Genomic DNA, 21,295 nt, shown 5'->3' on the forward strand with positions numbered 1-21,295 from the left:
GTGGGAGCGTACTGGTTACGCCGCTCTCTGACGCGGATACCTGGCGGCGAATGCCAGACGCGAAGCGAGGGGGAGGCCAGCCCCTTCCGTCCTGGGCAAAGGTGGTGGCGGTCCACTTACCACGGACCGCCGCCGCGATGCTCGAACTCGACCTGGCCCAGCGAACCAAGAGCCCTCTCGATCCAGTGCTTCGGGCCAAGATGCGCTTCGTAATCGCCCGGACCAATCGTTGCGCGTACTCCGAGGCTTCTGCGCTCGCCGATCTTGATCGCGCCGGCGGCGGCGAAGGAATCAAGGTTCTGGCGGGAGACCCAGCGGGCTGGCCCGAGAATGACCGGGAGCCGCTTGAGCTTGCCCGGTTGCTCACGAGCTCGGCGGCGACGATCAGCGACGACCTGTTCATGCGGCTCCGCAAGCGGCTCGGCGACAAGCAGGTCGCCGCGTTGGTCTTGCTCGCAGCCTACGGTAACTTCCAGGATCGGCTCGTTCTCGGGCTGAAGCTTCCGGTCGAAACCGGCGGTCCGTTGCCCCCGCTCGACGTCAAGTTCGCGCCGGGCGCCTTCCAGTCGATGCCCCACCTGCCGCCTCAGCATGAGCTTCCGAGGCCGCTTACGTCGGGCACAACCGTTGTCGACCGAGACCCGGAATGGTCCAGCCTCTCTTTTGAGATGTTGCAGGCGCGGCTCGACGGACAGCGTGCCCGAACGCCGCGGCTGCCCGTACCGACCTGGGACGAGGTCAAGAAGAATCTACCAACCGAGTTCGCGGCCAGGCCAACGAGGATCGTCTGGAATCTCGTCTGCTCGGGCTACGTCCCCGAGCTGGCCGTCCCCTGGAGCATTTCGACCCGAACGTTATGGGCCGAAAAACCTCAGGACCGTGTGTTTGAAGAGAGCCTGTTCTGGGTCCAGACGCGCAGCGTCCAGTGCAACTACTGCATGGGCCATTGCGAGATGCTGCTGGAGGTTGCCGGGCTGGACAAGGACGCCGTCAAGGAGCGCATCCGCCTGCTTGCCGGCGACGACTGGGCGAGCTTCCCACCAGCCGAGCAACGGACCTACGCGTTCGCTCGCAAGCTCACCAAGACCCCTTGGGATCTCTCGATCGCCGATTACAAGGCACTCGAAACCGATCTCGGACCCGACAACGCGATGGCCACCTTCTGGTGGCTTTGTCGCGGTCTCTACATGACCCGGGTTTCCGACGGTTTCCAGCTTCCCTCGAGCGCGACAACGTATTCGCGGATTACGCCCCGCAGAATCCAGACCCGTCCGATTTCCAGCGGACGAACCCGAAGTGAGTCGAACGCCATAGCACAGCGAATCGACTCACAGCGTGGTTCTTACTGAATTCCGCCTCGCCCATACTCGGGTACTTCATTGAAGGCCGTTTGACATCACGAACCATCGGAGATGACGCCGACAAAATTGTCCGCGTCACTTGATTATGCGATCTGTCCCGGTTCAACAGACGACTTGCCGGCGGAGATCGGTCTTGTGGGATCGATCAGAGTCCAGCAGAGGGCGGCCATGATAAACACCGTCACATACGTTGCAAAGGCTGAGTCGTATCCGGAAAGGACCGCGAGATGGCGGTCGACCTTGGAGAGTTGGGTGAGGGAAAGCTCCTGCGCGGCCGCTGTCGTGGCGAGAGATTGCTCGACCAGAGTCCCGGTCAACCAGCCGGCCAACGCGTTGCCCAGGGTGCCAATCGTGTTCATGCAGGCTGCGGTTACCGCGGCGTGCTCGCGACCCAGGTCCTGGCAGGTCGCCCAGGACGAACCAAGTGTCAGGTCGACGCAAAAGGCGGCCATTGAGATCGCAAGGCAGAACAAATGAACATTGTCAGTGTGGCTGGCGGCCCACCAACAGGCTGCCCCCGTGGAGAGCGCAGTCATGCCCAGGACTCGCCGAGCCCGGCGGCGATCCCCTAAAAGACGCGCCAGCCCATTCACGCAAAATCCGCCCAGAAAACAGCCGGCGGCTCCAATCCAGAGAGGAGCCCCTTTATACATCGCACCGAACTTGTCCCCCGCCGACATCGAAAAGCGTTCTTCGATGTAGGAGGGCAAATACGTCATATTGAATGCCCAGGCATAATTAATCAAGAAATACATCAGGCAGAGCGCCCACAGGCTCCGATTGGTGAGCATCGCCCGCCAGGGTACTGCCGAGTGGGTCTCCGAGGAATTCCACTCCGAACCGATCAGGTCGCGTTCCTCGGCGTTGACCCCGGGGTGATCGGCGGGGCGATCGCGAAACCAGAGGGCAAACGCGACGCACCAGACCAGGCCGATCATCCCGAAGAGAACGAAAGCCGATCGCCAGCCCATCAGCGGGGCGGTGGTGGCCGTTCCGCCGACGAGGATCGCCAAGATCAACGGGGTGAGTCCCCCGATGAGGCGGCCCGACATGAAGACCAGGCCCTGAGCCATCTCCCAGCTTCGGGCGGGAAACCAGTTGTGAAGCGCCCGCGTAATGTTGGGATAAGCGCCCGCCTCGCCCGCACCGAACAGGAAGCGCAGGGCGATGAGGGCGCCGAGGCCACCAACCAGGGTGCCGCCCACTCGAAGGCCAACCGCGGCGGTGAGGGCCGTGCAGACCGACCACCACGCCACGATCCGGACCAAGGTGCGACGCGGCCCCAGGAGGTCACCCATCGCCCCGGCCGGAATCTCGAAAACAGCGTAGGCGATCGCAAAGGCTGTGATCGCCCACTTGAGCTGGGAGACGTCGGTCAAGCCGAGCTCGCCCGCGATCGACGGGGCCGCCACGCCGAAGCAGGCCCGGTCGAGATAGGTGATCATCGACAGCGTGCAGGCGAACCCGAGCACCCGGTAGCGGACACTCGTCGGCGCAGCGGCCTGCGAGGCGGGAGGAGACTCCGTCATCAAGTCGACTCGCTAATAAGTACGGAACGGACGAAGTCCTCGTTGATCGTGACCCCCAGCCCGGGACGGTTGGGCACGACAATCCAGCCGTCCTCGGCCTGAATCTTCTCCAAGGTCAGCTCGTGGCGGAGCGGAGAATCCTCGACGCAGTCTTCGAAGAGGAAGGCATCGCGGCAGGTTGACAGCCAGTGCAGGCTGGCGGCGGCCGTGACGGGGCTGGTGTAGCAGTGATTACAGAGCCGAGCGCCAATCTCCTCAACCCGTTGCCGGATGTAGGCGGCCTCGGTGAAGCCGTTGCGCGACAGATCGACCTGGTAAACGTCAAGACAACGGCCGTCGATCAAAGGGCGGAACGACTGCCGCCCACACTCTTCCTCGCCCGATGCGATGGGGACGGGGGAACGGTCACGGAGCCAACGATAACCTTCATAATCGTCGGGACCAAGTGGTTCTTCGAGCCACCCGATCTTGAAATCAGCAAACGCCTTGGCTCGATCCAGTGCGGTGCGCGCATCCCAGACGCACCCGGCGTCGATCAACAGGGTGGCGTCGTCGCCAAGCCCCTTCCTCGCTCCAGCGACGAGGGCAAGGTCGACGGCCTCGCTCTGCCCCATCGGCTCCCAGCCGAATTTCACAGCGCGATAGCCGGCCTCGCGCCAGCGCCGGCCGATCGCCGCGGTTTCCTCACCGTTACGCCCGAATAAGATCGAGGCATACGCGGGGAAGCGGTCGTGAAGCTTTCCCCCCAAGAGCCGGTGAATCGGCTCACCAAAATGTTTGCCCTTGAGGTCCCAGAGCGCCATATCAATCGCCGCCATCGCCGTGATGGTCGTTGATCGGCGGCCACAATACATCGTCCGACGGTACATTTTCTGCCAGATCCGCTCGGTTTCCAGCGGGTTCTCGCCGATCAGCAGAGCGCGCAGTCCGGTCGCAATGTTGTGGCTGAACGGGGCGTCGATGATGGCCTTGACCATCTCTGGAGACGAGTCAGCCTCGCCAATCCCCTCCAAACCGTTGTCGGTCCGGACTCGCACCAGGACGGAGTCTTGGCTGCTCGCCGTCTTGGCTTCAACATTCTGGATGCGAAGGATCTGGCAAACGATCTCAGTGATTTTCATGCACGCTTCCGGACGGGTGAATATGTGGCCAGCCAGGGAACCGAATCAGGCGGAAATGTCACGGCCGACCACGACGATGTGCTGGCCTCGAGGAACCTGGGATGCCCAGGCCTGAGCGAGCAAGACACCGTCGACTCCGGCCACTACCGGCCAGGGATCCATGTCAATATGATCAAAATCGTGCAACAGGCCGACAGTGTCGCCACGACGAACGGCCGTCCCGCATTCCACCAACGGTTCATAATGGCCGTCGAAAGGAGCAACGGTGAAACAGTCGCGGTCGACCATTTCCAATGTACGCTGAGTCCCTGCCTTGTGATAGTCGATCGGCTCGATCTTGCCCCGGAGCTGGCCTTGATGGATCGCCGCCGCAAGCACGCCTTGCTTTCCATAGCGGACACCGTCGACATTCACGGCGCGGCCCCAACCCAGCTCGGTCCCGACCGTGATCTTGCCGAGCCGCTCGGCTTCACTCGGGAGCAGGCCGGGCGTGATGTTCTGATAAACCATCAGGCAAGGGGTGCCAAACCAGCGGGCGGTTTGTTCGATCTCGGCGGCGAGCGCGGGGTCGTCAACCGGGTGATAGTTGGCGCAGAGGGCGAAACGGGCCACATCGCCACCGGAGTGAAGGTCGAGCACGGTATGAACGCGGGGCCAGATCGACGACCGGACGAACGCGGCGATCCGGTGGGTGATGCCGGCCAAGGCCGGAGTAACCCCTGCCCCTTCGACGAACGCTCGGTTCAGGTTAACGCCGTCGTCCCCCTGGCTCTCGCGGGTTCCCGTGCGGAAGGCGGAGGGGTTCAAAACGGGGATGATGATAATCCGGCCGCGAACATCCTCGAGCCGGATCTCACGCAACAGGTGCTTGAGGGCGACTGGCCCTTCATACTCATTTCCATGATTGGATCCGAAGGCGACGAGGCCGCGATCAGGCTGGGCCTCGGGACCCACCCAGACTGTCAGGGGGAGCAAATGGTCGCCCCAGATGCTGTCGTGTTCCAGGGCGACCCAGTAGTCGCGCCGGCCGGGGGAATCGAGGTCGAGTCGGTCGGGGCGAGCCACAATGCGTGTCATCGGTTCGGTCTTCCCGAGAGATTAAATGAATGAGGGTGGGTTAGGCTCAGCTCAGGCCAGAATCGGGCGTACGACCTGTCCATGAACGTCGGTGAGGCGAAAATCACGGCCGGCGTAACGGTAGGTCAATCGTTCGTGGTCGAAACCGAGCAGGTGAAGAATGGTGGCGTGGAAATCATGGACGCTGACCGGGTCTTTCACCGCCTTGAACCCGAAGTCATCGGTGGCGCCATGGATCGTGCCGCCACGGATCCCACCGCCCGCCATCCAGACGCTGAAACCGTAGTGATTATGATCGCGGCCGAGTGCGGACTTGCCGTTGCCGTCGAGCTCGACGGTGGGCGTCCGGCCGAATTCGCCGCCCCAGATCACGAGGGTGTCTTCGAGCATGCCTCGCTGTTTCAGGTCCGTCAACAGTGCGGCGATCGGCTGGTCGATCTCGGCCGCCAGCTTCCGGTGATTCTGCTCGATCTGGGCGTGATGGTCCCAGGGTTGCCCCGCGCCATGCCAGAGCTGGACGTAGCGAACGCCCCGTTCCAGGAGTCGACGAGCGATCAAGGTCTGACGGCCGTGGACTCCGTTGCCATACGACTCGCGGATATACTTGGGCTCTCGCGCGATATCGAACGCATCGGCGGCCTCCATCTGCATGCGGAAGGCCATCTCGAACGACTGAATGCGGGCGTCGAGCCGGGCATCGGCCCGGTGTTCGCGATGTTCGGCATTGAGAGAACGCAAGAGATCGAGCTGCCGGCGCTGGACGGCCTGGGTCGCGTGTGGGCTGCGGATATTCTCGATCAGCTTGTCGATTTCGGTATGCTGAGGGTCGATGAACGTGCCCTGGAAGATTCCCGGGAGGAAACCCGATTGCCAGTTCTCGGAATCCTTGATCGGTAGCCCGCTGGGGCACATCGCCACAAACCCGGGGAGGTTCTGGTTCTCGGTGCCGAGCCCGTACATCACCCAGGCGCCGACGCTGGGCCGGGAAAGCACCGAATCACCGCAGTTCATGAGCATCAGTGACGGCTCATGATTCGGCACCTGGGCGACCATCGAGCGGATGACGGCGATGTCGTCAATGTGCTGCGCCGTCTTGCTGAAGAGCTCGCTGACCTCGATGCCGCTCTCACCATACTTCTGAAACTTGAAGGGAGAGGGGAATGCCGCCCCGGTCTTCCGCTCCGTCGCGAGGTGACTCGGCGCCGGCTGCCCTGCGTACTTCAAAAGTGCCGGCTTGGGGTCGAACGTGTCGACCTGGCTGGGGCCGCCATTGAGGAAGAAGTGGATGACCCGCTTCGCCTTGCCCGGAAAATGGGGCAACTTCGTCGCCAAGGCATCCCCTGCCCCGCCTTCGAGTGCTGGCCCCGCCGCGTACGCCTTTTGCTCGCTGAACAGGTCGCCCAGGCCGAGCGCGCCCAGGCCGAGCGCAGAGCGTTGCAACAGGCTTCGGCGGGTCATTCGCGATGGATCTTGCATGGCTCAATCCCCATTGGTTCAGTCAACGAACATCAATTCGTTCGCCATCAGAAGCACCTGGGCCAGTTGCTCCCACGGTTTCAGCTGGCGAGTGGGGGGTCCAGAAAAGTCCTGCACCGAATCCCAGGTCGTGGCCGCGCCCGCGGAGTCGCCCAGCTCGCGGATCTTGGCGGTCCAGAGATGCTGATCGCTGTTCAGGCCATCGCGAATATCGACAACGAAGTCAATCGTATCACCAGGCTCAACGGCGATCGAGTCGGCGTTGAAATCGACTCGGGTGTTGTGGACGGGGGCCGACTTGAGAACCCCTTGGCGGCTGGAAACAAGCCAACCGCGAACGCCGTCACCGGTGGCCTCCGCGTGTGTGAGAGTCGACTGGACGGCCACCTTCCCGCGATTCGAGGCGGTCCAGCGACGAATCGCAGCGCGTTTGAGATCGTCGCCCGGATGCCCCCCCTGGGCCGTGAGCTGCACCCAACCGAGCTTGGCGTCGGGCCATTGCGGACCGCCGCTCCATGCGGCCCCGTTGAAATGGGGCAACCGTTGAAAAGTACCAAGAGCGGGCCCCGACATCGGGTCCACCGCGCCGTAGCCGTATTGCCAGGCCAGGGTCTCGGGGGGAACGACCGGAGCCGATTCATTGATGGGTGCGGCGAGAAATGCGTGAGCCGCCCGTCGCTGAGAGTCGGTCGGATTCCGCTGATAGATCGCACGGAAGAGTCGACCAATCGCGGCGTCGGGATCGTCGGTAGGAAGCTGGTCCGCCAGAATCCGGGCACGGTCGGCGAGGAACGGGTGGTTCATCGCGAACAAAGCCTGCTGAGGGACGGTCGTTTCGCTCCGCGTCGGGATATGGAGGTCGGGATTGGCGAAGTCAAAGACGCGGAAGACGCTAGGAAGGTACTGGCGGTCCACCAAGCCATAAAGGGATCGACGGACGTTAGTTCCCGTGCCAGGAAAGAGGTTCGTGGAACGACCGCCGAGGCGATGGTCGAGTTCTCCGGTCACGCTGAGGAAAGTGTCGCGAGCTTCCTCGAAAGTCAGGCGGCGGGGGTTCATCCGCCAGAGTAACCGATTCTCGGGGTCAATCTTGAGGGCCAGGTCGTGGGTCGCGGCGTCCGCCGGACTTCCGGATTGCTGTTGGTAGGCGGCCGAGAGCAAGATGAGCCGGTGGATCGCCTTGGTACTCCAGCCCTCACTCATCAAACGACGAGCGAGCCAGTCGAGCAACTCGGGATGACTCGGCACCTCGGCCCGAATACCGAAGTCGCTAGGCGTGCGGACGAGCCCGGCGCCAAAGTGGTGCATCCAGATTCGGTTGACCCAGACCCGTGGCGTCAGTGGATTGGTTGGATCGACAATCGCGCGGGCCAGCTCCAGACGTCCGCTCCCCTGTTTGAACGGCTTCCGATCAGGGCCGGCGATCACCAGTAAGAACTGGCGAGGCACCTCGTCGCCTCGATTCGCCGCGCTCCCACGTTTGAAGATCCGCGGTTCGCGAAGTTCCGCGCGATCAACAACCGCCACCGCATGCGGCGGAGCCAGGGGCGACTGAATGAGCCACCGATCCACCTCTCCCTGCAGGGTCCACAACTTGACAACGGTCCCCGTGTCATAGAACCACTCGGTCGTCACAACGGGCTCGTCAGGCACCTGACAAGGGGATCGGTCCGCATAGAGGACCTGCCGCAACGCCTCGTCGTCCGGGTCGGGCAAGACCGGGGGAGCGGCCTGGTCCCTCGAGCCGGCAGGCTTCTGCAACTCCTGCCAGCGACGATCGACCACGTTGAAGAGCTTAAAATAACGGTCGGCGACGTCCTGGATGGTCGCCGGCGGAGTGGCAAACGCATCCGCAACCCTTCGATTCAAGGGAGGCGCATCGGCCCGAAGCAATTCTTGGGAGACAATCGGAGCCTTGGAGGCAAACTCGGCATCAGTCAACGCTGCAAACCGCCGCCAAGGGCGAAAAATCGGGTCATCGACCTTCGCGGCGTTGGCGAGATATGCCTGCCAGCGTCGCGCGAAGCCCGGAATCAGATCCCCCGTGCCGAGGATTGTCGAAAAGTCTTCCTGGGGAATCTGCGAGAGATCACGCTGCACCAGCAGGTAGGCCGCCAACCGCTCGCGAACCCGCTTCGACGCCTCGGCACGGCTCTCCGCCAGGCCTTTGCGCTGATTCTCACGACGCACCTCGAGTTCCTTCTCAAAGGCCCGATAGGCATCGTCCCGTGAGGCCGGCTCGGCGATCGGCACCAGGCTTTCGGTACAGTTCTGGAAGACTCCGTAGAGCGAGTAGTAATCGGCGGTCGGGATCGGGTCATACTTGTGGTCATGACAGCGTGCGCAGGCGACCGTCATCCCCATCGTGCCGCGGGTGAGGACGTCGATCCGATCGTCGATGATGTCGTGGGTCACTCCCAGGAAGCGACGGCCGACGGTCAAGAAACCCATCGCCGCCAGCGCGGAGCGATCGTCGGGCTCGGCCTGGTCGGCCGCGATCTGATTGAGGAGGAATCGGTCGTAGGGAAGGTCCGTGTTAAACGCCTTGACGACCCAGTCCCGATAGGCTGGGGCCTGCACGAGGAAGCGCTCTTCCCGCCCGTAGACGTAGCCCTTGGTGTCCGCATACCGCGCTACGTCCAGCCAGTGCCGAGCCCATTGCTCACCGTAGTGGTCCGAGGCGAGGAGCCGATCGACGAGCTTCACATAGGCGTTGGGGTCGGTATCCGTGACGAAGGCATCCACTTCCGCGGGCGTCGGCGGCAAGCCGGTCAGGTCGTAGCTGACCCGCCGGATGAGGGTATACCGATCGGCCGGAGGCGACGGAGCCAGCCCCTTGGCCTCGAGCCCCGCTTTCACAAAGGCATCGATCGGGGTACGGCCCCAGGCGTCCTGAAGCTTGGGCGGCTGGGGGTCGGCGATCGGCTGAAACGCCCAATGGCGTGCCCAGGCCGCTTTCCGAGCATCGACGACGGGCGTCTTGTCGGCGGGCCAAGGGGCCCCCGCGGCGACCCAACGCTCCAGAGCGGCGATCTGTTCAGGGGCCAACTTCTTGCCGGGAGGCATCTTCAAGTCGCCATCCTGCCGCACCGCTTCGATGAGCAGACTCTCGTCGGGGCGACCAGCGACGACCGAGGGGCCCGAATCACCCCCCTCCATGAGGAACTGGCGCGAGTCAAGCCGCAGCCCTGCCTTCTGCTTGTCAGCGCCATGGCACTTCAGGCAGCTTTCGATCAATAACGGGCGGACCTCTTTCTCGAACGCCTCGAGGTCCGCCGTCGGTTGGGCCAACAGAATGACCTGAAGCGAGACGACGAAGGTCGCCGCCAAACACACGATTCTGAGTCGAAGCCGGGCATCAGGCATGGTGTAGCTCGCTCGAACGCCTGGGGGTCGGGGGGCGAGTCGATCGCATCTTTTTTTCGAGAAGAGCGTCGAGGCAAGTCGAGGCTGTCGTCGGGAAGACTGTAGACAACCCAAACAAGATTGTCGACAATCAATCCGCCACTTTCCAAAAGATTCGCGATTCATCACGCCTTTTGAGCTGAAAAAGCCGTCTCGCAAAAGATTGTAGACAATCAGCATTTGATTGACGACAATAATCTCTACGCATCATTCCTCAACCGCCCCCAAAAATAATCCGCGAATAAGGAATTTTTTTCAGAAAGATTGTAGACAATCAGGTTGCGGTTGGTGACAATCAGCCGGCACGACCCGCGATGTGCGTATACTCCATTTTCTGATCTGTTCGACGAATTGATACGGCTTCCCATTGATGTCTTCACGGATTCGCCTCGGCGTTTTCGGCGTGTGGCGCCATGGCAATGATTTTGGCCCTTTGAGATCCAACGTCCATGGCAGCGACTGAAGAAGCAGCCGATTCTTCTGGATCAAGCCGAATTGCCAATCAATTGCGTGAAGAGATTCTCTCGGGTCGGCTTGAAGTTGGCTCGAGGCTGACCGAGGCCGAGCTCTCGAAGCGGTTTGGCGTCGGACGGGGCCTGGTTCGCGAGGCCGTTCAGACGCTCTCTCTGCAAGGCCTCCTGGTAAGTCGACCCAATCGAGGCGCGATCGTGGCGCCAGAAGCCCCTCGCGAGATTCGGAGTCTCATTGTCCCGATCCGGCGCACCCTCGAAGTCTACGCATTACAACTGACCTTCGACGAATTGCACGAGGAAGATTTCGCTCTCTGGGAAGAAATCCTCCAACGCATGCAGGAAGCCTGCGAACGCCGTGATTTCCACGCGATCGCCGAGGCTGACATCGCCTTCCACCGGGTGTTAGTCAAGCGGGCCGGACAGCCCGACCTCATCCTCATCTGGGAGACCTTGGTTGGCCGCATCCGCTTCCATTTCCGTCGTACTCAGCGGCGTTACGAGAATGCCATGGAGATCTACGAGGAGCACCGCGCCATCCTGGAATCGTTCCGCGGCCGAGATCTGATCAGTGCGACGCGATTGCTCAAGGAAAAAATCGCCTAACTTGCGATCGGCAAAAGGCCATTGTCACCTGGACCCAACCTGGCTGGCCAGCGTATTTCCTGATCGACAACATAGCTTGATCCTTATTTCATTGCAGGTTTATTCGTTGGTCAAGTTGCTCGAAACGGCAGTTGAAGAAGGCTAATTCGTCCGCGTCCACCTCTCCGGAGCAGAGAGGTCTGGCCGTTTGACCTCCGGCTTGCGTCAATCTTCATCCCTTATGAAGGAGAGTTCGCTCATGCGCCGTCGCGGTTTTACCCTGATCGAATTGCTGGTCGTCATCGCCATCATCGCCGTCTTGATCGCATTGCTCCTCCCCGCCGTTCAGGCGGCCCGTGAGGCAGCCCGGCGGTCTCAATGCGTCAACAATCTGAAGCAAATCGGCCTGGCCATGCATAACTACCATGACACGCTCGGTAGTTTCCCTTCGGGGTCGATGGTCAACACGGGCTGGACCGGACCTTGGTGGGCATGGTCGGTGTTCATCCTCCCCCAAATGGAGCAGACCAACCTCTACAACGCGATCAATTTCTCGCTGGGCGATGGCGGGAACATGAGCGTCCAGCACAGAACCGTCTACAGGGCCCTCATCTCGACCTACCTCTGCCCGTCAGACGACTCGAACCGACTGTTTGATGATCGCAAATGGACTAATATCAATGATCTGGGGACCGCATATACGGCCGCCCCTCTGAATTATATTGTGAGTTGGGGCGATCAGAAGACCGGGAACCCCATTTTCGACATCTACTCCACCGAAGGGGCAGGCCGGAGCTGGGGCTGCAACAACAAATTTACCGGGATGTTCGGCGATTGCAGCTCGGGCGCGGTGACGACGATCGCAAGTTGTTCCGACGGGACCAGCAACACCTTCTTGGCGGGGGAGAATTCGCCGCACTATAACGGGCAACTTCTCTGGGTCAACGGCCACGGAGCCTACGGCGGAACGATCATTCCGCTGAACTGGAAGACCAACCTCAAGGATGGCGAAACGGACCCGACCGACGGCACGGTCTGCAGCACGGCCTATATCGGTGCCATTGAGGCAACGCACTGCTACCGCAATCAGATCTACAATTTCGCCTTCAAGAGCAAGCATCCGGGGGGCGCCAACTTCTGCTTCGCCGATGGTTCCATTCGATTTATCAAGCAAACCATCAATCCCAGAACCTACACTGCGCTCAGCACGCGGGCCAAATCCGAGGTGATCTCGTCCGACTCCTACTGATCGTATCGACGCCCTGATCTGTTAGACCAAGGCCCTCCCTCCCCAGGATCCGCCATGTCGAGCCCGAAGAGCCGACATGGCGGCACTCCCTATCCAAGATTCATCGACGGGAGATTTCATGTTCGCTCAAAAATTTACAGCATGCATTTGCATCGCGATCCTCACGGCCATCGCCGGCTGCGGCTCGAGCAATGGACTTCATCTCGCCAAGGTCCGCGGTAAAATCACGTTCAAGGGCGAACCACTCCAGTATGGCACGATCATGTTCGAGCCCGACAACTCGCGTGGCACGAACGGACCATCGGCCGTCGGCCCGATTACAAAAGATGGCTCATTCGTCATGTCGACCGAAGAATCGGGGGACGGAGCCATCGTCGGTCTGCATCGAGTCGCGGTGGTTGGCCTTGATCCGATTCCAGAGGCTCAGCAGAAGGCGATGCCTGATCCGGTGTCAGCCCCTCGGGAATATATGATGGCCAAATCCCAGGCTGATACCCGCCTGTTGACCCCGAAGAAAAATGATGTCCCGACTTTTACCGACAAGAGCGGCAAGGTCTTTCGGATCATCGTCCCGGCCAACCTCGGCAATCCCAATACATCGAACATCAAAGCAAGCGTGGCCCGCGGCTCGAACACGGTGAACATCGCCATCAATGAAGATGGGACGGCGGAGATCTCTCACTAACACTGAGCCCACGCGGTCGGGTGCGGGATGGGAAGTCGGCGAGCGGATCGCAGCCGGTTCCCGCCCCTCTCGCCAGCACGGAATTTCACAATGGGCCGTGCCCAGCCTACAAAACAAGAGCGGATTCATCCGTCCTGATTTGTAGGCTGGGCACGGCCCATCCGCTTCCATTCCGCGAGAACAAAGGGAGGTACAGGATGACTTGTCCCCCCTTCACTCAAAGGGCAGACACCCCTTGGTGCATGAGCCGTGCGCATCCTGCCGCGCCGATGTAGCCGGCGTCACCGCCCAGGGCGGCGTACTCGATCACGATCGAGGCGGCCGGAATCGGAAATGCGAGCGATTGGATATCACCGCGGATATCATTCAAGAGGGTCGTCCCCGCGGCGATCATTCCCCCACCGAAAAGAATCATGTCGGGGTCGATCGTATTCATCAGGTTCACGGCGCCGACGGCGAGATACCGGGCCGTCTCGCGCATCAGGCGACGGGCAAGCGAGTCTCCGGCCTCGGCCGCCTCGGCGATCGCCCGACTCGTCAGCATGCCCTTGGCCCGTGCCTCGTGCAATCGTGACGAGATCCCTTCATCCAGGGCCTCGGCGGCACGCTTGACGAGAGCCGTGGCCGAGGCGTAGGCCTCGAGGTGACCGTACGCGCCGCAGGAACACTGGCGGGCGTTTTCCATCTGAATGATCAGATGTCCACACTCCGCCCCGTTGCTATGACGACCGACGATGATCCGCCCATGATCGATGATCCCGCAGCCAATCCCGGTGCCCAGCGTAAACAGCCCAAGGCTTTTGGCATCGCGTCCGGCGCCGGCCCAATATTCGCCGTAGGCCGCGGCGTTGGCATCGTTCTGAAGAACAGTCGGCTTGCCGAGTAGGTCGGACAGTCGTTGGCGGATCGGCAGGTTATCCCAACCCGGCAGGTTGGGAGGATCGAAGATATCCCCCCTCGATGTCCATGGTGCCGGGTGAGCCAAGTCCGACCGCCTCGATCTCCTTCCAGTCGAGACCAGAGGCTTTGACGGCCCGACGTGCCGCCTCGGCCAGCGTCTCTAGGCCCACGTCGGGGCCCAGCTTCGCTTGAGTCTTCATACTGACCGAGGAGCAGGACTGGCCGGCGTCATCGACAACACCGCTCTTGATATTCGTGCCCCCAAGATCGATTCCGAGATAGTACGGAGGGCGGCGGGCGGCGCTCATGAGAAGTCTCAGTGAATCCGATTCGAGTCGAGGGGAAACCTATCTTCCACTCCTGTCTCAGTTTATCAGGAAAGGCGGTTGGCGGTCGACAGGGTCGCCCGGCCAGACCGCTTAAATCAAGTTCGCGAACGCCGGTTCTACCGCATTCCCAGGGGAAACCCCCGTTGTACCGTCGCGTTATAATGAATAGGAACCACGACGAATTCGTCCCAACTTCATCAGGTCATGAACGAACGGTGCGAAGCTCGACCCGGCCGGATTCCAGCGAAAGAGGACGATCATGCCGAAGTCGCCGAATACAGAAGGTCGTTGGGAGCAGGGAATTCCAAGGCGAAAGTGGATGCTCGGCGCGCTCTTCGGCACGATCGGGCTGGCCAAGGCAGGTTGGTGCTCGTCCCCAACCGAGCCAACGGCGGCCGAGCTCGCGCCAATCTTCGCGAGGGCCAAGAAGGCCAAGCTGGGTGGTTTCGAGCGAAGCGAGTCGAGTGGGAATCAGTACGTGGGGATTGGAGACGCCCCCGCCGAGTTCCGAACCGAGGCGCTTTCGATCTGCGAGTCGCTCGCCAAGGTCTATCGCAACTATTTCGAAACGAAGGGCTTCGAGGTGAGTTCCCCCGAATCTCGCCTCATCGTGATCATTCTGAAGAATAAGAAGTCGTACAAAGCCTTCGTGGGTGATGAGGAAGGGGCCGACGTGGGAGCCGAGGTCGGGGGACACTACGACGTCGAGTCGAACCAACTCGTCGTCTTTGATTCCCTCCACAATGACGACGGGCTCGCCGCGTCCGCGCGAGTGAACACCTTCACCCTCGTGCACGAAGCGATCCATCAATTGACTTATAATACGGGCTTGCTCGAACGCCAAGCCGACGTCCCGGTCGCCGTCAGCGAGGGCTTCGCGACGTTCGGCGAACTCTGGCAGCATTCCAATCGGCGCTCGACGCTCGGGGTGACCAACTCCGCAAGGCTGGCCGTCTTCTCGCAGCCTGACGGTCAGGCCGCCTGGATCCCGGTGGAGGAGATCCTCACCAACGACGACCTCTTTTCGGCCCCAGATACCGCCCAGGTCGCCTATGCGGAGAGCTGGGTCCTCGTGCACTACTTCATGAGAACGCCGTCAAAGCTCCCGAAGTTTCGTGCTTATCTCGACGCCATCCGCCAGCGGCGCGATCCCTCGCACCGCCTTGAAGATGCCCGAACCCATCTAGGTGATCTCACTCGCCTGGACAAAGAGCTGAGGCAGTACAGGAACAAGCAGGTCCGCCGCTGAGCCCTCTGCCCGAAGCCAACGGTGAAGAAGGCCGGCGTCAGCCGAGAACCGGATTGAGGCCCATGTTCTTCCGCATCTCGGCTCGCTGTTTTTCGTAGTTCATCAGCATCTTGCGGTCCCGGAAGTGCTGCCGCTCTTTCCGAGCCTGGGCGCTGAGGACAAGCCGACGCATCGACCCGCTGGTCAGCTCGCCCCGATCCTTGTAGCGGCGGCGAATTCGGGCAGCGGGCTTTTCGCCGTAGGCGTCGATAATTTCGTCTTCAAGGGATACGAAGAACTGGCAGTGCCCTGGATCTCCCTGCCGCGCGCAACGACCGGCAAGCTGGCGATCGATCCGCCGCGACTCGTGCCGCTCGGTGCCAATGACGTGAAGCCCGCCACTCTTGGACACTTCTTCAGTCAGCTTGATGTCGGTTCCACGACCGGCCATGTTGGTGGCCACCGTCACCCGCCCCGGCTGCCCGGCCTGCGACACGATCTGGGCTTCGATCTCGTGGTTCTTGGCGTTCAAGATCTGATGCTCGATCTTGGCGGCATTCAAGAGCGCACTGAGTTTCTCCGACTTCTCGATCGAGCGTGTACCGATCAGCACGGGCACTTGGAGCTTGTGCCAGGCAACGATCTGGTCGGCCACCGCCTGGAATTTTTCCGACTCGTTGGAGAAGACTCGGTCTTCGATCCAGACCCGGCTGCAACGGCGGTTGGTGGGGACCTTGAACACCTTGACCTTGTAGATCCGGCTCAGCTCCGCCGCATCGCTTGCCGCCGTCCCGGTCATCCCGGCGAGCTTCTTGTACTTCAAGAAGAAGTCTTGCACGGTCACCCGCGCGGCGGTGATCGTCTCGAGGGTCACCTCGAGTTTTTCTTTGGCCTGAATCGCCTGGTGGAGCCCATCCTGCCATTGTCGGCCGGGCATCATACGACCGGTGAACTCGTCGACGATGACGATCTCGTCACCGGAGACCACGTAATCGCGGTCCCTCAGGTAGGCGATCTGGGCGCGGAGGGCACGCTCGACGTACTCGTAGAGGCCATCCACCGTGAGGGTGACGAACGACGAGTGGCCGGCGACGGCCTGCACCTTACGGCGCCCCGCCGCGTTGAGCTCGGCCTTGCGCTCGGCCGGATCGTACTTGAAGTCCTTGGTGCGAATCAGAGTCGCGGCGAGTTCATCGGCCCCGAAGTAGGCGGCGGCTTCCTCTTGGGTCGGCTGGTTATTCGCGCCGATGATCAACGGAGTTCGGGCTTCGTCGATCAAGATACTATCGGCTTCGTCCACGACCGCGAAGTGGTGGGTGCGCTGAACGGGGGTCTCGGATTCGGCGTGAGTGCCCGTACCCAGAAACGCTTGCTCGAACGACTTGCGATGGGTGTCGCCGAGTTGAAGCCGCTTGAGTTCATCGCGGAGGAAGTCGAAGCCGAACTCTTTGCTGGTGCCGTAGGTGATGTCGGAGGCGTAGGCCGCGCGGCGGACACCATCGGGCTGTCCGGTCTGGATACAGCCGACGGACATTCCGAGCAGATTGTAGATTGGCGTCATCCACTCAGCGTCGCGGGAGGCGAGGTAGTCGTTCACCGTGATGACGTGGACGCCCTTGCCCTGCAATGCATTCAGGTAGGTTGGGAGGGTGGCGACGAGGGTTTTGCCCTCTCCGGTCTCCATTTCGGCGATACAGCGGTTATGAATCGCCGCGCCGCCGACCATCTGCACGTCATAGTGCCGCTGTTTGACCGTCCGCTTGGCCGCCTCGCGAACCAAGGCAAAGGCTTCGACGAGCAGGCCGTTGAGCGAATCGCCCTGACGCGCCTTGAGCTTGAGCTGCCGGCTCCGCTCGGCAATCTGGGCATCGCTCTCTTTTTCGAGCATCGGCTCCATTGCGTTGATCTGCGCCGCGTAGACAGCGTAACGACTGAGCCGCCCCTGATGGGTCGGTCCCGCGATCGTCCGTATTTGGTTCAACCACTTCGGGCCCAGTCGACTCGCCATGACCCGTGCTCCTCCTCGGTTGACCTTCAATTCAAGATGTTCGTCCCGACGATCGGGCCAGTGCTGCCCGGCTCTCATCATCTGGTTCGAGGGCTTGCCTCGCCGCGCGCAAGCTTCCAAGTCAACGGGACAGCGACCCGCAAGATTCTCCTGAGGCGAACCCACCGATCGCTCATTTTTTGCGAGGGACCTGCTTTTTCAGTTCGACTTGTGACCCGTTGATTTGCGAGGGTCCTGGTTTGTCAGTTCGACTTGTGACCCGTTGATCTTGAAGCCGTAAATGAACTCAGGGTCGTATTTTGTTCGATCATCTTGCTTGATCCAGCGACTGAGCACCCTCCACTTCTCGGCGGCGGGGAGTTCCCCGGGGAGCTCTTCGTTTGGGGGCATTCCCCAGAAGACCAGCAGATTGACCCCCGATTGCACCCAGAGTTTCGTCGCCGACTCGACGACGACCGCGTTGAACAGGTTCGGGCTTCGCTTAAGGAGTTCGTCGCGCTGCATCGAACTCAGAAAGCTGGCGAGCTTGGCCCCCGCCTGCACGGATTCGTCAACCGCCGGCAATTTGTTCGTTCCGCTCGCCCTCTTCCAAGCTTCACCCACTTGCCGATCAAACGGGGGCAATCGAGGTTTATTTCTGGCGAGTTGCACAGTAGGTGCGGCGTTCAAATTCACATCATCCTGATTCAGGATCACGGCATCCTGGTCGATCAGTTCGTTCTTGGAATGATCCACTTCCACCAACGCCACGGGCTCGCGATAGACCAGATGCACGACCACCCGGTTGGGGTTGTGGCGCGTAACGACTGCCTTGCGTACCCAACCATCGCGTCGGAAGGCGAGTCTGAGCTTTTCCGTATCAAGATCGAGCAGTGAGAAGCGATCGGGCTCCCCGCTCTCCTTGCGGACTCGCTCCAAGAAATGTTTGGATCCCCCTTTGTACCAGTCGGGGGGAGGGGGATCGAGCACGACCTCGCTGAACGAGAGTTGATACTCATCCTGCTTGTGTACGAATGTCCGAAGTGACCGAAGCCCGTGGATCCCGGCCAGGGAGAGGACGTACAACAAGCCCAAGCATGCGAGGATCGCCAGTACTATCCGCGGACGCGAGAGTCGGCGCACGCTCGGAGGCGTGACAAAGCGCGCGAAGCGACGGCTCCGGACCGGATCGCTTTCCGCCTCATGAGACGGTTCGTCGGCCGTCGCGATCCGAGGAGGTTCGCGGTGTTCCATCACCTGGCCTCCTCAGACTCGCTCGTCCAGAACTGTGGCAACGTCCGGAAACAAGACACGAGGCATTCCCCGAACCGTTTACCAGACTTGAAGTTGAAGCTCGAGCTCGTAGCCAAACTGCTGCCAGACCCGTTGTCGGATCTGGTCGGTCAAGTGAAGCACGTCGTCCGCTTTTGCCCCCGGCTGTGCCACGATGAAATTCGCATGCCGGTCCGAAACCTCTGCGCCTCCCACGCGCGTGCCCTTCAAGCCGGCCTGCTCGATCAGAGTCCCGGCCGGAAGATCCGGCGTCGGGTTCTTGAACATGCAGCCCGACGACTGATGGCCGTACGGCTGGTTCTCCTTCTTGACGATCCAGATCCGCCGCATTCGTCGCACGACCGCCTCGGGGTCGGAACCTTCGAGCTCGAATTCGGCCGAAAGGATCACGGGCTCATCAAGGTTCGATGCCCGATCGGCGAAGCTCAGGTCGTCACGGTCGCGGACCTGAATCTCGTCGGAGGCGTCGATCACCGTGGCCTTGCGAACGAGCTGGCCGATCGCAACCTGACGATCGCCGGCGTTCCCCCGGAGCGCACCACCGACGGTGCCGGGGATGCCTGTAAGGAACTCCAAACCTGCCAAGCCCGCCCGCGCGGTCTGCGAGATCAAGGCCGTCAGCGGGACCGCGGCTCCCGCCTCGACGATGTTGTCGCGGACGGTCACGTCGGAGAAGGCCGGGCTCTCCAGGTGGATCACCATGGCCTGCACCCCCTCGTCGCGGACCAGGACGTTCGAGCCGCCACTCAGGATCTTGACCGGGACCTGTTCCTGGTGGCAGCGGCGCAGCAGGCCGACCAGCTGGTCGAGCGTCCTGGGCCGAGCCAGAAACGCCGCCGGACCGCCCAAGCGAAACCAGATATGGGGAGCCAGCGGCTCATCGGCCTTGATGATCGCGCGAAAGTCGTCGAATGAATGCATCGGCTATCGTTCCCACATCGCCAGCCCCGAGCGTCACCAGCACGTCACCGGGTTCCAGATTCCTATCCAGCTCACGGATCACATCGTCGAGCCCGGCCGCCTCACAAGCGTTCACTCCGGACGCGATCAGGGCCTCCACGAGCGTATTCGCCCCGCGCCCCCCAACCTGACTTCCCTCAGTGACCAAAACATGGTCCGCCATGGCGAGCGCGGTAAGATATCCGGCCTCCGCCTCGACGGACCTCGTCTCCTCGTCCGTACAGATCACTGCCCAGATCGGACGAGCTCCGAAGACCTGGCGAGCGATCGTCAGCGTCTCAGAAACCGACACGGGGTCACAGCCCGCGTCATCTACCAGCGTAACACCTCGATAGCTTCCCCGTGACTCGAAATCACGAGAAAGCCCCGTGAACTCTTCGAGCCCTTGTTTAATCTCCTGGATCGGCACCGAAAGTCGGTCGCAGGCCGCCACCGCCGCCAAGGCCCCCAACACGTTTCGACGACCAGGGACTCGCAATTGAACCTCAACCGCGAATCGACCCTTGTGAAACGCCCGGAAACGATAGCGACCCCGATCCTCACGCAGGTCGGCCCCCCACCAGTCACTCGGCCGATCGATCGAAATCCGTTCGACCACCGGCGCGAGGTCGCTCACCGCTTCCGCAACGATCTCATTGTCCTGAAGGGCGAGGACATAGCCATCGGACGGAACCGACCGAGCGAACTGACGAATCGCCGCCCTGCGCTCGTCCCGCGGCCCAGGCCCCCCTTCCAATACATCCAGAAGCAGGGCCAGTCGAGGCGAGGCGGGACCGATCTCCCCCGGTCCTTCGATCCCTTCGGCCACAAAATGCGGTCCCGAGCCCATCCGGCCCCAACCTCCAAGTTGCGGCACCTCGGCTCCCAGCACGACCGTGGGGTCGAGCCCGGCCTGAGTCAGTGTCCAACCGATCATTGCTGAAGCGATCGAAGCCGTCCGACGGCCGACCACTGCCAGGCTGATCGATTGGCGCATCATGAGGCCAAGCCACTGGCCAACAGACGCCTGATCGATGCCGCGCCGGGTGGCAGCGAGCCGCGACGGATGATCGCGCTCAACCTCCGGGTGATAGACGAGGAACTGAGCCCCCTGCGGAGAGTGGCCAGCATGGATCCGGGCACCGAGTCGCCTGAGCCTTTCAACGGCTGGACGGCTCGACTGCTCAGACCCAGTCACCCGCATGCCTCGTTGCACGAGCATTTGGGCCAGGCCTGACATGCCCCGACCTGCGATCCCTACCAGATGCATGCGCAGGCGCGACTTCTCCGCGGGTTTCCCCCCGTCGCAACCGATCCATCGGCGAGCGCCCCCGGTCAATCCTGTAGTCGACGAGCAAGGTGACGGCCAACACGGGCCGACACTCTTCCGCCCCTCAAACCCTACTATCGGTTCGACAGGCAGAACGCTCACAATCTTTCCCGAGGACCGGAACCACCCGCTCACCGGAATCATGTTAGCCGTCGCTCCAGGGGGCGTCAAGGAAACGAACAGCCCCCCGCGTCCCTCCCATCTATCCTTTCCGAACCTGCCTTCGTTAGATTGAGAGCGTTCCTCGCCTGGTCGGCACACGAACACTGCTCTTTCGTCTAGATACCCACGGGCCGTTGGCCATGGATCCCTGTCCGACGGCTCCATGACC

The 21,295-nt window shown here is 61.7% G+C and carries 15 protein-coding genes and 1 pseudogene; 5 read left to right on the plus strand and 11 right to left on the minus strand.

Annotation, left to right across the window (positions count from 1 at the left end):
- Window positions 1–62 precede the first annotated feature (62 nt).
- Window positions 63–1,300, plus strand: a pseudogene (locus V5E97_RS18565) (carboxymuconolactone decarboxylase family protein); the annotation flags it as partial.
- A gap of 144 nt (window positions 1,301–1,444) precedes the next feature.
- On the opposite strand, the gene V5E97_RS18570 reads toward V5E97_RS18565, so the two are convergent.
- From V5E97_RS18570 to V5E97_RS18590, 5 genes are read right to left on the minus strand one after another with little or no spacing between them, the layout of a single operon-like run.
- Window positions 1,445–2,890, minus strand: coding sequence for an MFS transporter (locus V5E97_RS18570; protein ID WP_406700769.1), 1,446 nt, complete (start codon window positions 2,888–2,890; stop codon window positions 1,445–1,447).
- Window positions 2,890–4,011, minus strand: a complete 1,122-nt coding sequence (locus tag V5E97_RS18575; protein ID WP_406700770.1) for a mandelate racemase/muconate lactonizing enzyme family protein — start codon at window positions 4,009–4,011, stop codon at window positions 2,890–2,892. The genes V5E97_RS18570 and V5E97_RS18575 overlap by 1 nt, the downstream gene beginning before the upstream one ends.
- Window positions 4,012–4,056: 45 nt before the next feature.
- Window positions 4,057–5,088 carry a M14 family metallopeptidase gene (locus V5E97_RS18580; RefSeq protein ID WP_406700771.1) on the minus strand — a complete coding sequence of 344 codons (1,032 nt, stop codon included), beginning with the start codon at window positions 5,086–5,088 and terminating at the stop codon, window positions 4,057–4,059.
- Between the two features lie 51 nt (window positions 5,089–5,139).
- A complete protein-coding gene (locus V5E97_RS18585) occupies window positions 5,140–6,564 on the minus strand; it encodes a DUF1501 domain-containing protein (protein ID WP_406700772.1) in 1,425 nt (474 codons plus the stop codon).
- Window positions 6,565–6,582: 18 nt separating this feature from the next.
- Window positions 6,583–9,930 (minus strand): PSD1 and planctomycete cytochrome C domain-containing protein, encoded by a 3,348-nt coding sequence (locus tag V5E97_RS18590; protein ID WP_406700773.1) that lies wholly within the window; start codon window positions 9,928–9,930, stop codon window positions 6,583–6,585.
- Window positions 9,931–10,418: 488 nt separating this feature from the next.
- On the opposite strand from V5E97_RS18590, the gene V5E97_RS18595 reads away from it, so the two are divergent.
- From V5E97_RS18595 to V5E97_RS18605, 3 genes are all read left to right on the plus strand, one after another.
- Window positions 10,419–11,045: a GntR family transcriptional regulator gene (locus tag V5E97_RS18595; protein ID WP_406700774.1), complete on the plus strand. Its 627-nt coding sequence runs from the start codon at window positions 10,419–10,421 to the stop codon at window positions 11,043–11,045.
- 238 nt (window positions 11,046–11,283) lie between these two features.
- Complete coding sequence (locus V5E97_RS18600; protein ID WP_406700775.1) at window positions 11,284–12,273, plus strand: DUF1559 family PulG-like putative transporter; 990 nt, start codon at window positions 11,284–11,286, stop codon at window positions 12,271–12,273.
- 118 nt (window positions 12,274–12,391) lie between these two features.
- A complete protein-coding gene (locus V5E97_RS18605) occupies window positions 12,392–12,958 on the plus strand; it encodes a hypothetical protein (RefSeq protein ID WP_406700776.1) in 567 nt (188 codons plus the stop codon).
- 217 nt (window positions 12,959–13,175) lie between these two features.
- On the opposite strand, the gene V5E97_RS18610 is transcribed toward V5E97_RS18605, so the two are convergent.
- Together V5E97_RS18610 and V5E97_RS18615 are read right to left on the minus strand one after the other, a co-directional pair.
- Window positions 13,176–13,943 carry an ROK family protein gene (locus V5E97_RS18610; RefSeq protein WP_406700777.1) on the minus strand — a complete coding sequence of 256 codons (768 nt, stop codon included), beginning with the start codon at window positions 13,941–13,943 and terminating at the stop codon, window positions 13,176–13,178.
- A complete protein-coding gene (locus tag V5E97_RS18615; RefSeq protein WP_406700778.1) occupies window positions 13,873–14,166 on the minus strand; it encodes an ROK family protein in 294 nt (97 codons plus the stop codon). The genes V5E97_RS18610 and V5E97_RS18615 overlap by 71 nt, the downstream gene beginning before the upstream one ends.
- 280 nt (window positions 14,167–14,446) lie before the next feature.
- On the opposite strand from V5E97_RS18615, the gene V5E97_RS18620 reads away from it, so the two are divergent.
- Entirely contained in the window at window positions 14,447–15,436 is a 990-nt protein-coding gene (locus tag V5E97_RS18620) for a DUF1570 domain-containing protein (RefSeq protein WP_406700779.1), read from the plus strand.
- A gap of 37 nt (window positions 15,437–15,473) precedes the next feature.
- Here V5E97_RS18620 and V5E97_RS18625 read toward each other — a convergent pair whose 3' ends face one another.
- The 4 genes from V5E97_RS18625 to V5E97_RS18640 form a co-directional block, all read right to left on the minus strand.
- Window positions 15,474–17,423 (minus strand): preprotein translocase subunit SecA, encoded by a 1,950-nt coding sequence (locus tag V5E97_RS18625; protein ID WP_406700780.1) that lies wholly within the window; start codon window positions 17,421–17,423, stop codon window positions 15,474–15,476.
- A 198-nt stretch (window positions 17,424–17,621) separates the two neighbouring features.
- Window positions 17,622–18,656: a cell division protein FtsQ/DivIB gene (locus V5E97_RS18630; protein WP_406700781.1), complete on the minus strand. Its 1,035-nt coding sequence runs from the start codon at window positions 18,654–18,656 to the stop codon at window positions 17,622–17,624.
- A 78-nt stretch (window positions 18,657–18,734) separates the two neighbouring features.
- Window positions 18,735–19,616, minus strand: coding sequence for a UDP-N-acetylmuramate dehydrogenase (gene murB / locus V5E97_RS18635; RefSeq protein WP_406700782.1), 882 nt, complete (start codon window positions 19,614–19,616; stop codon window positions 18,735–18,737).
- Window positions 19,573–21,291 carry a Mur ligase domain-containing protein gene (locus V5E97_RS18640; RefSeq protein ID WP_406700783.1) on the minus strand — a complete coding sequence of 573 codons (1,719 nt, stop codon included), beginning with the start codon at window positions 21,289–21,291 and terminating at the stop codon, window positions 19,573–19,575. The genes murB and V5E97_RS18640 overlap by 44 nt, the downstream gene beginning before the upstream one ends.
- Between the last annotated feature and the right edge of the window lie 4 nt (window positions 21,292–21,295).

Source organism: Singulisphaera photorubra (assembly GCF_045290345.1).
In the GTDB taxonomy this organism is placed as follows: Bacteria; Planctomycetota; Planctomycetia; order Isosphaerales; family Isosphaeraceae; genus Singulisphaera.

Coding starts and splice junctions, on each gene's coding strand:
- V5E97_RS18570 (WP_406700769.1), bottom strand. CDS start 2,890: ATGACGGAGTCTCCTCCCGCCTCGCAGGCCGCTGCGCCGACGAGTGTC.
- V5E97_RS18575 (WP_406700770.1), bottom strand. CDS start 4,011: ATGAAAATCACTGAGATCGTTTGCCAGATCCTTCGCATCCAGAATGTT.
- V5E97_RS18580 (WP_406700771.1), bottom strand. CDS start 5,088: ATGACACGCATTGTGGCTCGCCCCGACCGACTCGACCTCGATTCCCCC.
- V5E97_RS18585 (WP_406700772.1), bottom strand. CDS start 6,564: ATGCAAGATCCATCGCGAATGACCCGCCGAAGCCTGTTGCAACGCTCT.
- V5E97_RS18590 (WP_406700773.1), bottom strand. CDS start 9,930: ATGCCTGATGCCCGGCTTCGACTCAGAATCGTGTGTTTGGCGGCGACC.
- V5E97_RS18595 (WP_406700774.1), top strand. CDS start 10,419: ATGGCAGCGACTGAAGAAGCAGCCGATTCTTCTGGATCAAGCCGAATT.
- V5E97_RS18600 (WP_406700775.1), top strand. CDS start 11,284: ATGCGCCGTCGCGGTTTTACCCTGATCGAATTGCTGGTCGTCATCGCC.
- V5E97_RS18605 (WP_406700776.1), top strand. CDS start 12,392: ATGTTCGCTCAAAAATTTACAGCATGCATTTGCATCGCGATCCTCACG.
- V5E97_RS18615 (WP_406700778.1), bottom strand. CDS start 14,166: ATGAGCGCCGCCCGCCGCCCTCCGTACTATCTCGGAATCGATCTTGGG.
- V5E97_RS18620 (WP_406700779.1), top strand. CDS start 14,447: ATGCCGAAGTCGCCGAATACAGAAGGTCGTTGGGAGCAGGGAATTCCA.
- V5E97_RS18625 (WP_406700780.1), bottom strand. CDS start 17,423: ATGGCGAGTCGACTGGGCCCGAAGTGGTTGAACCAAATACGGACGATC.
- V5E97_RS18630 (WP_406700781.1), bottom strand. CDS start 18,656: ATGGAACACCGCGAACCTCCTCGGATCGCGACGGCCGACGAACCGTCT.
- murB (WP_406700782.1), bottom strand. CDS start 19,616: ATGCATTCATTCGACGACTTTCGCGCGATCATCAAGGCCGATGAGCCG.
- V5E97_RS18640 (WP_406700783.1), bottom strand. CDS start 21,291: ATGGAGCCGTCGGACAGGGATCCATGGCCAACGGCCCGTGGGTATCTA.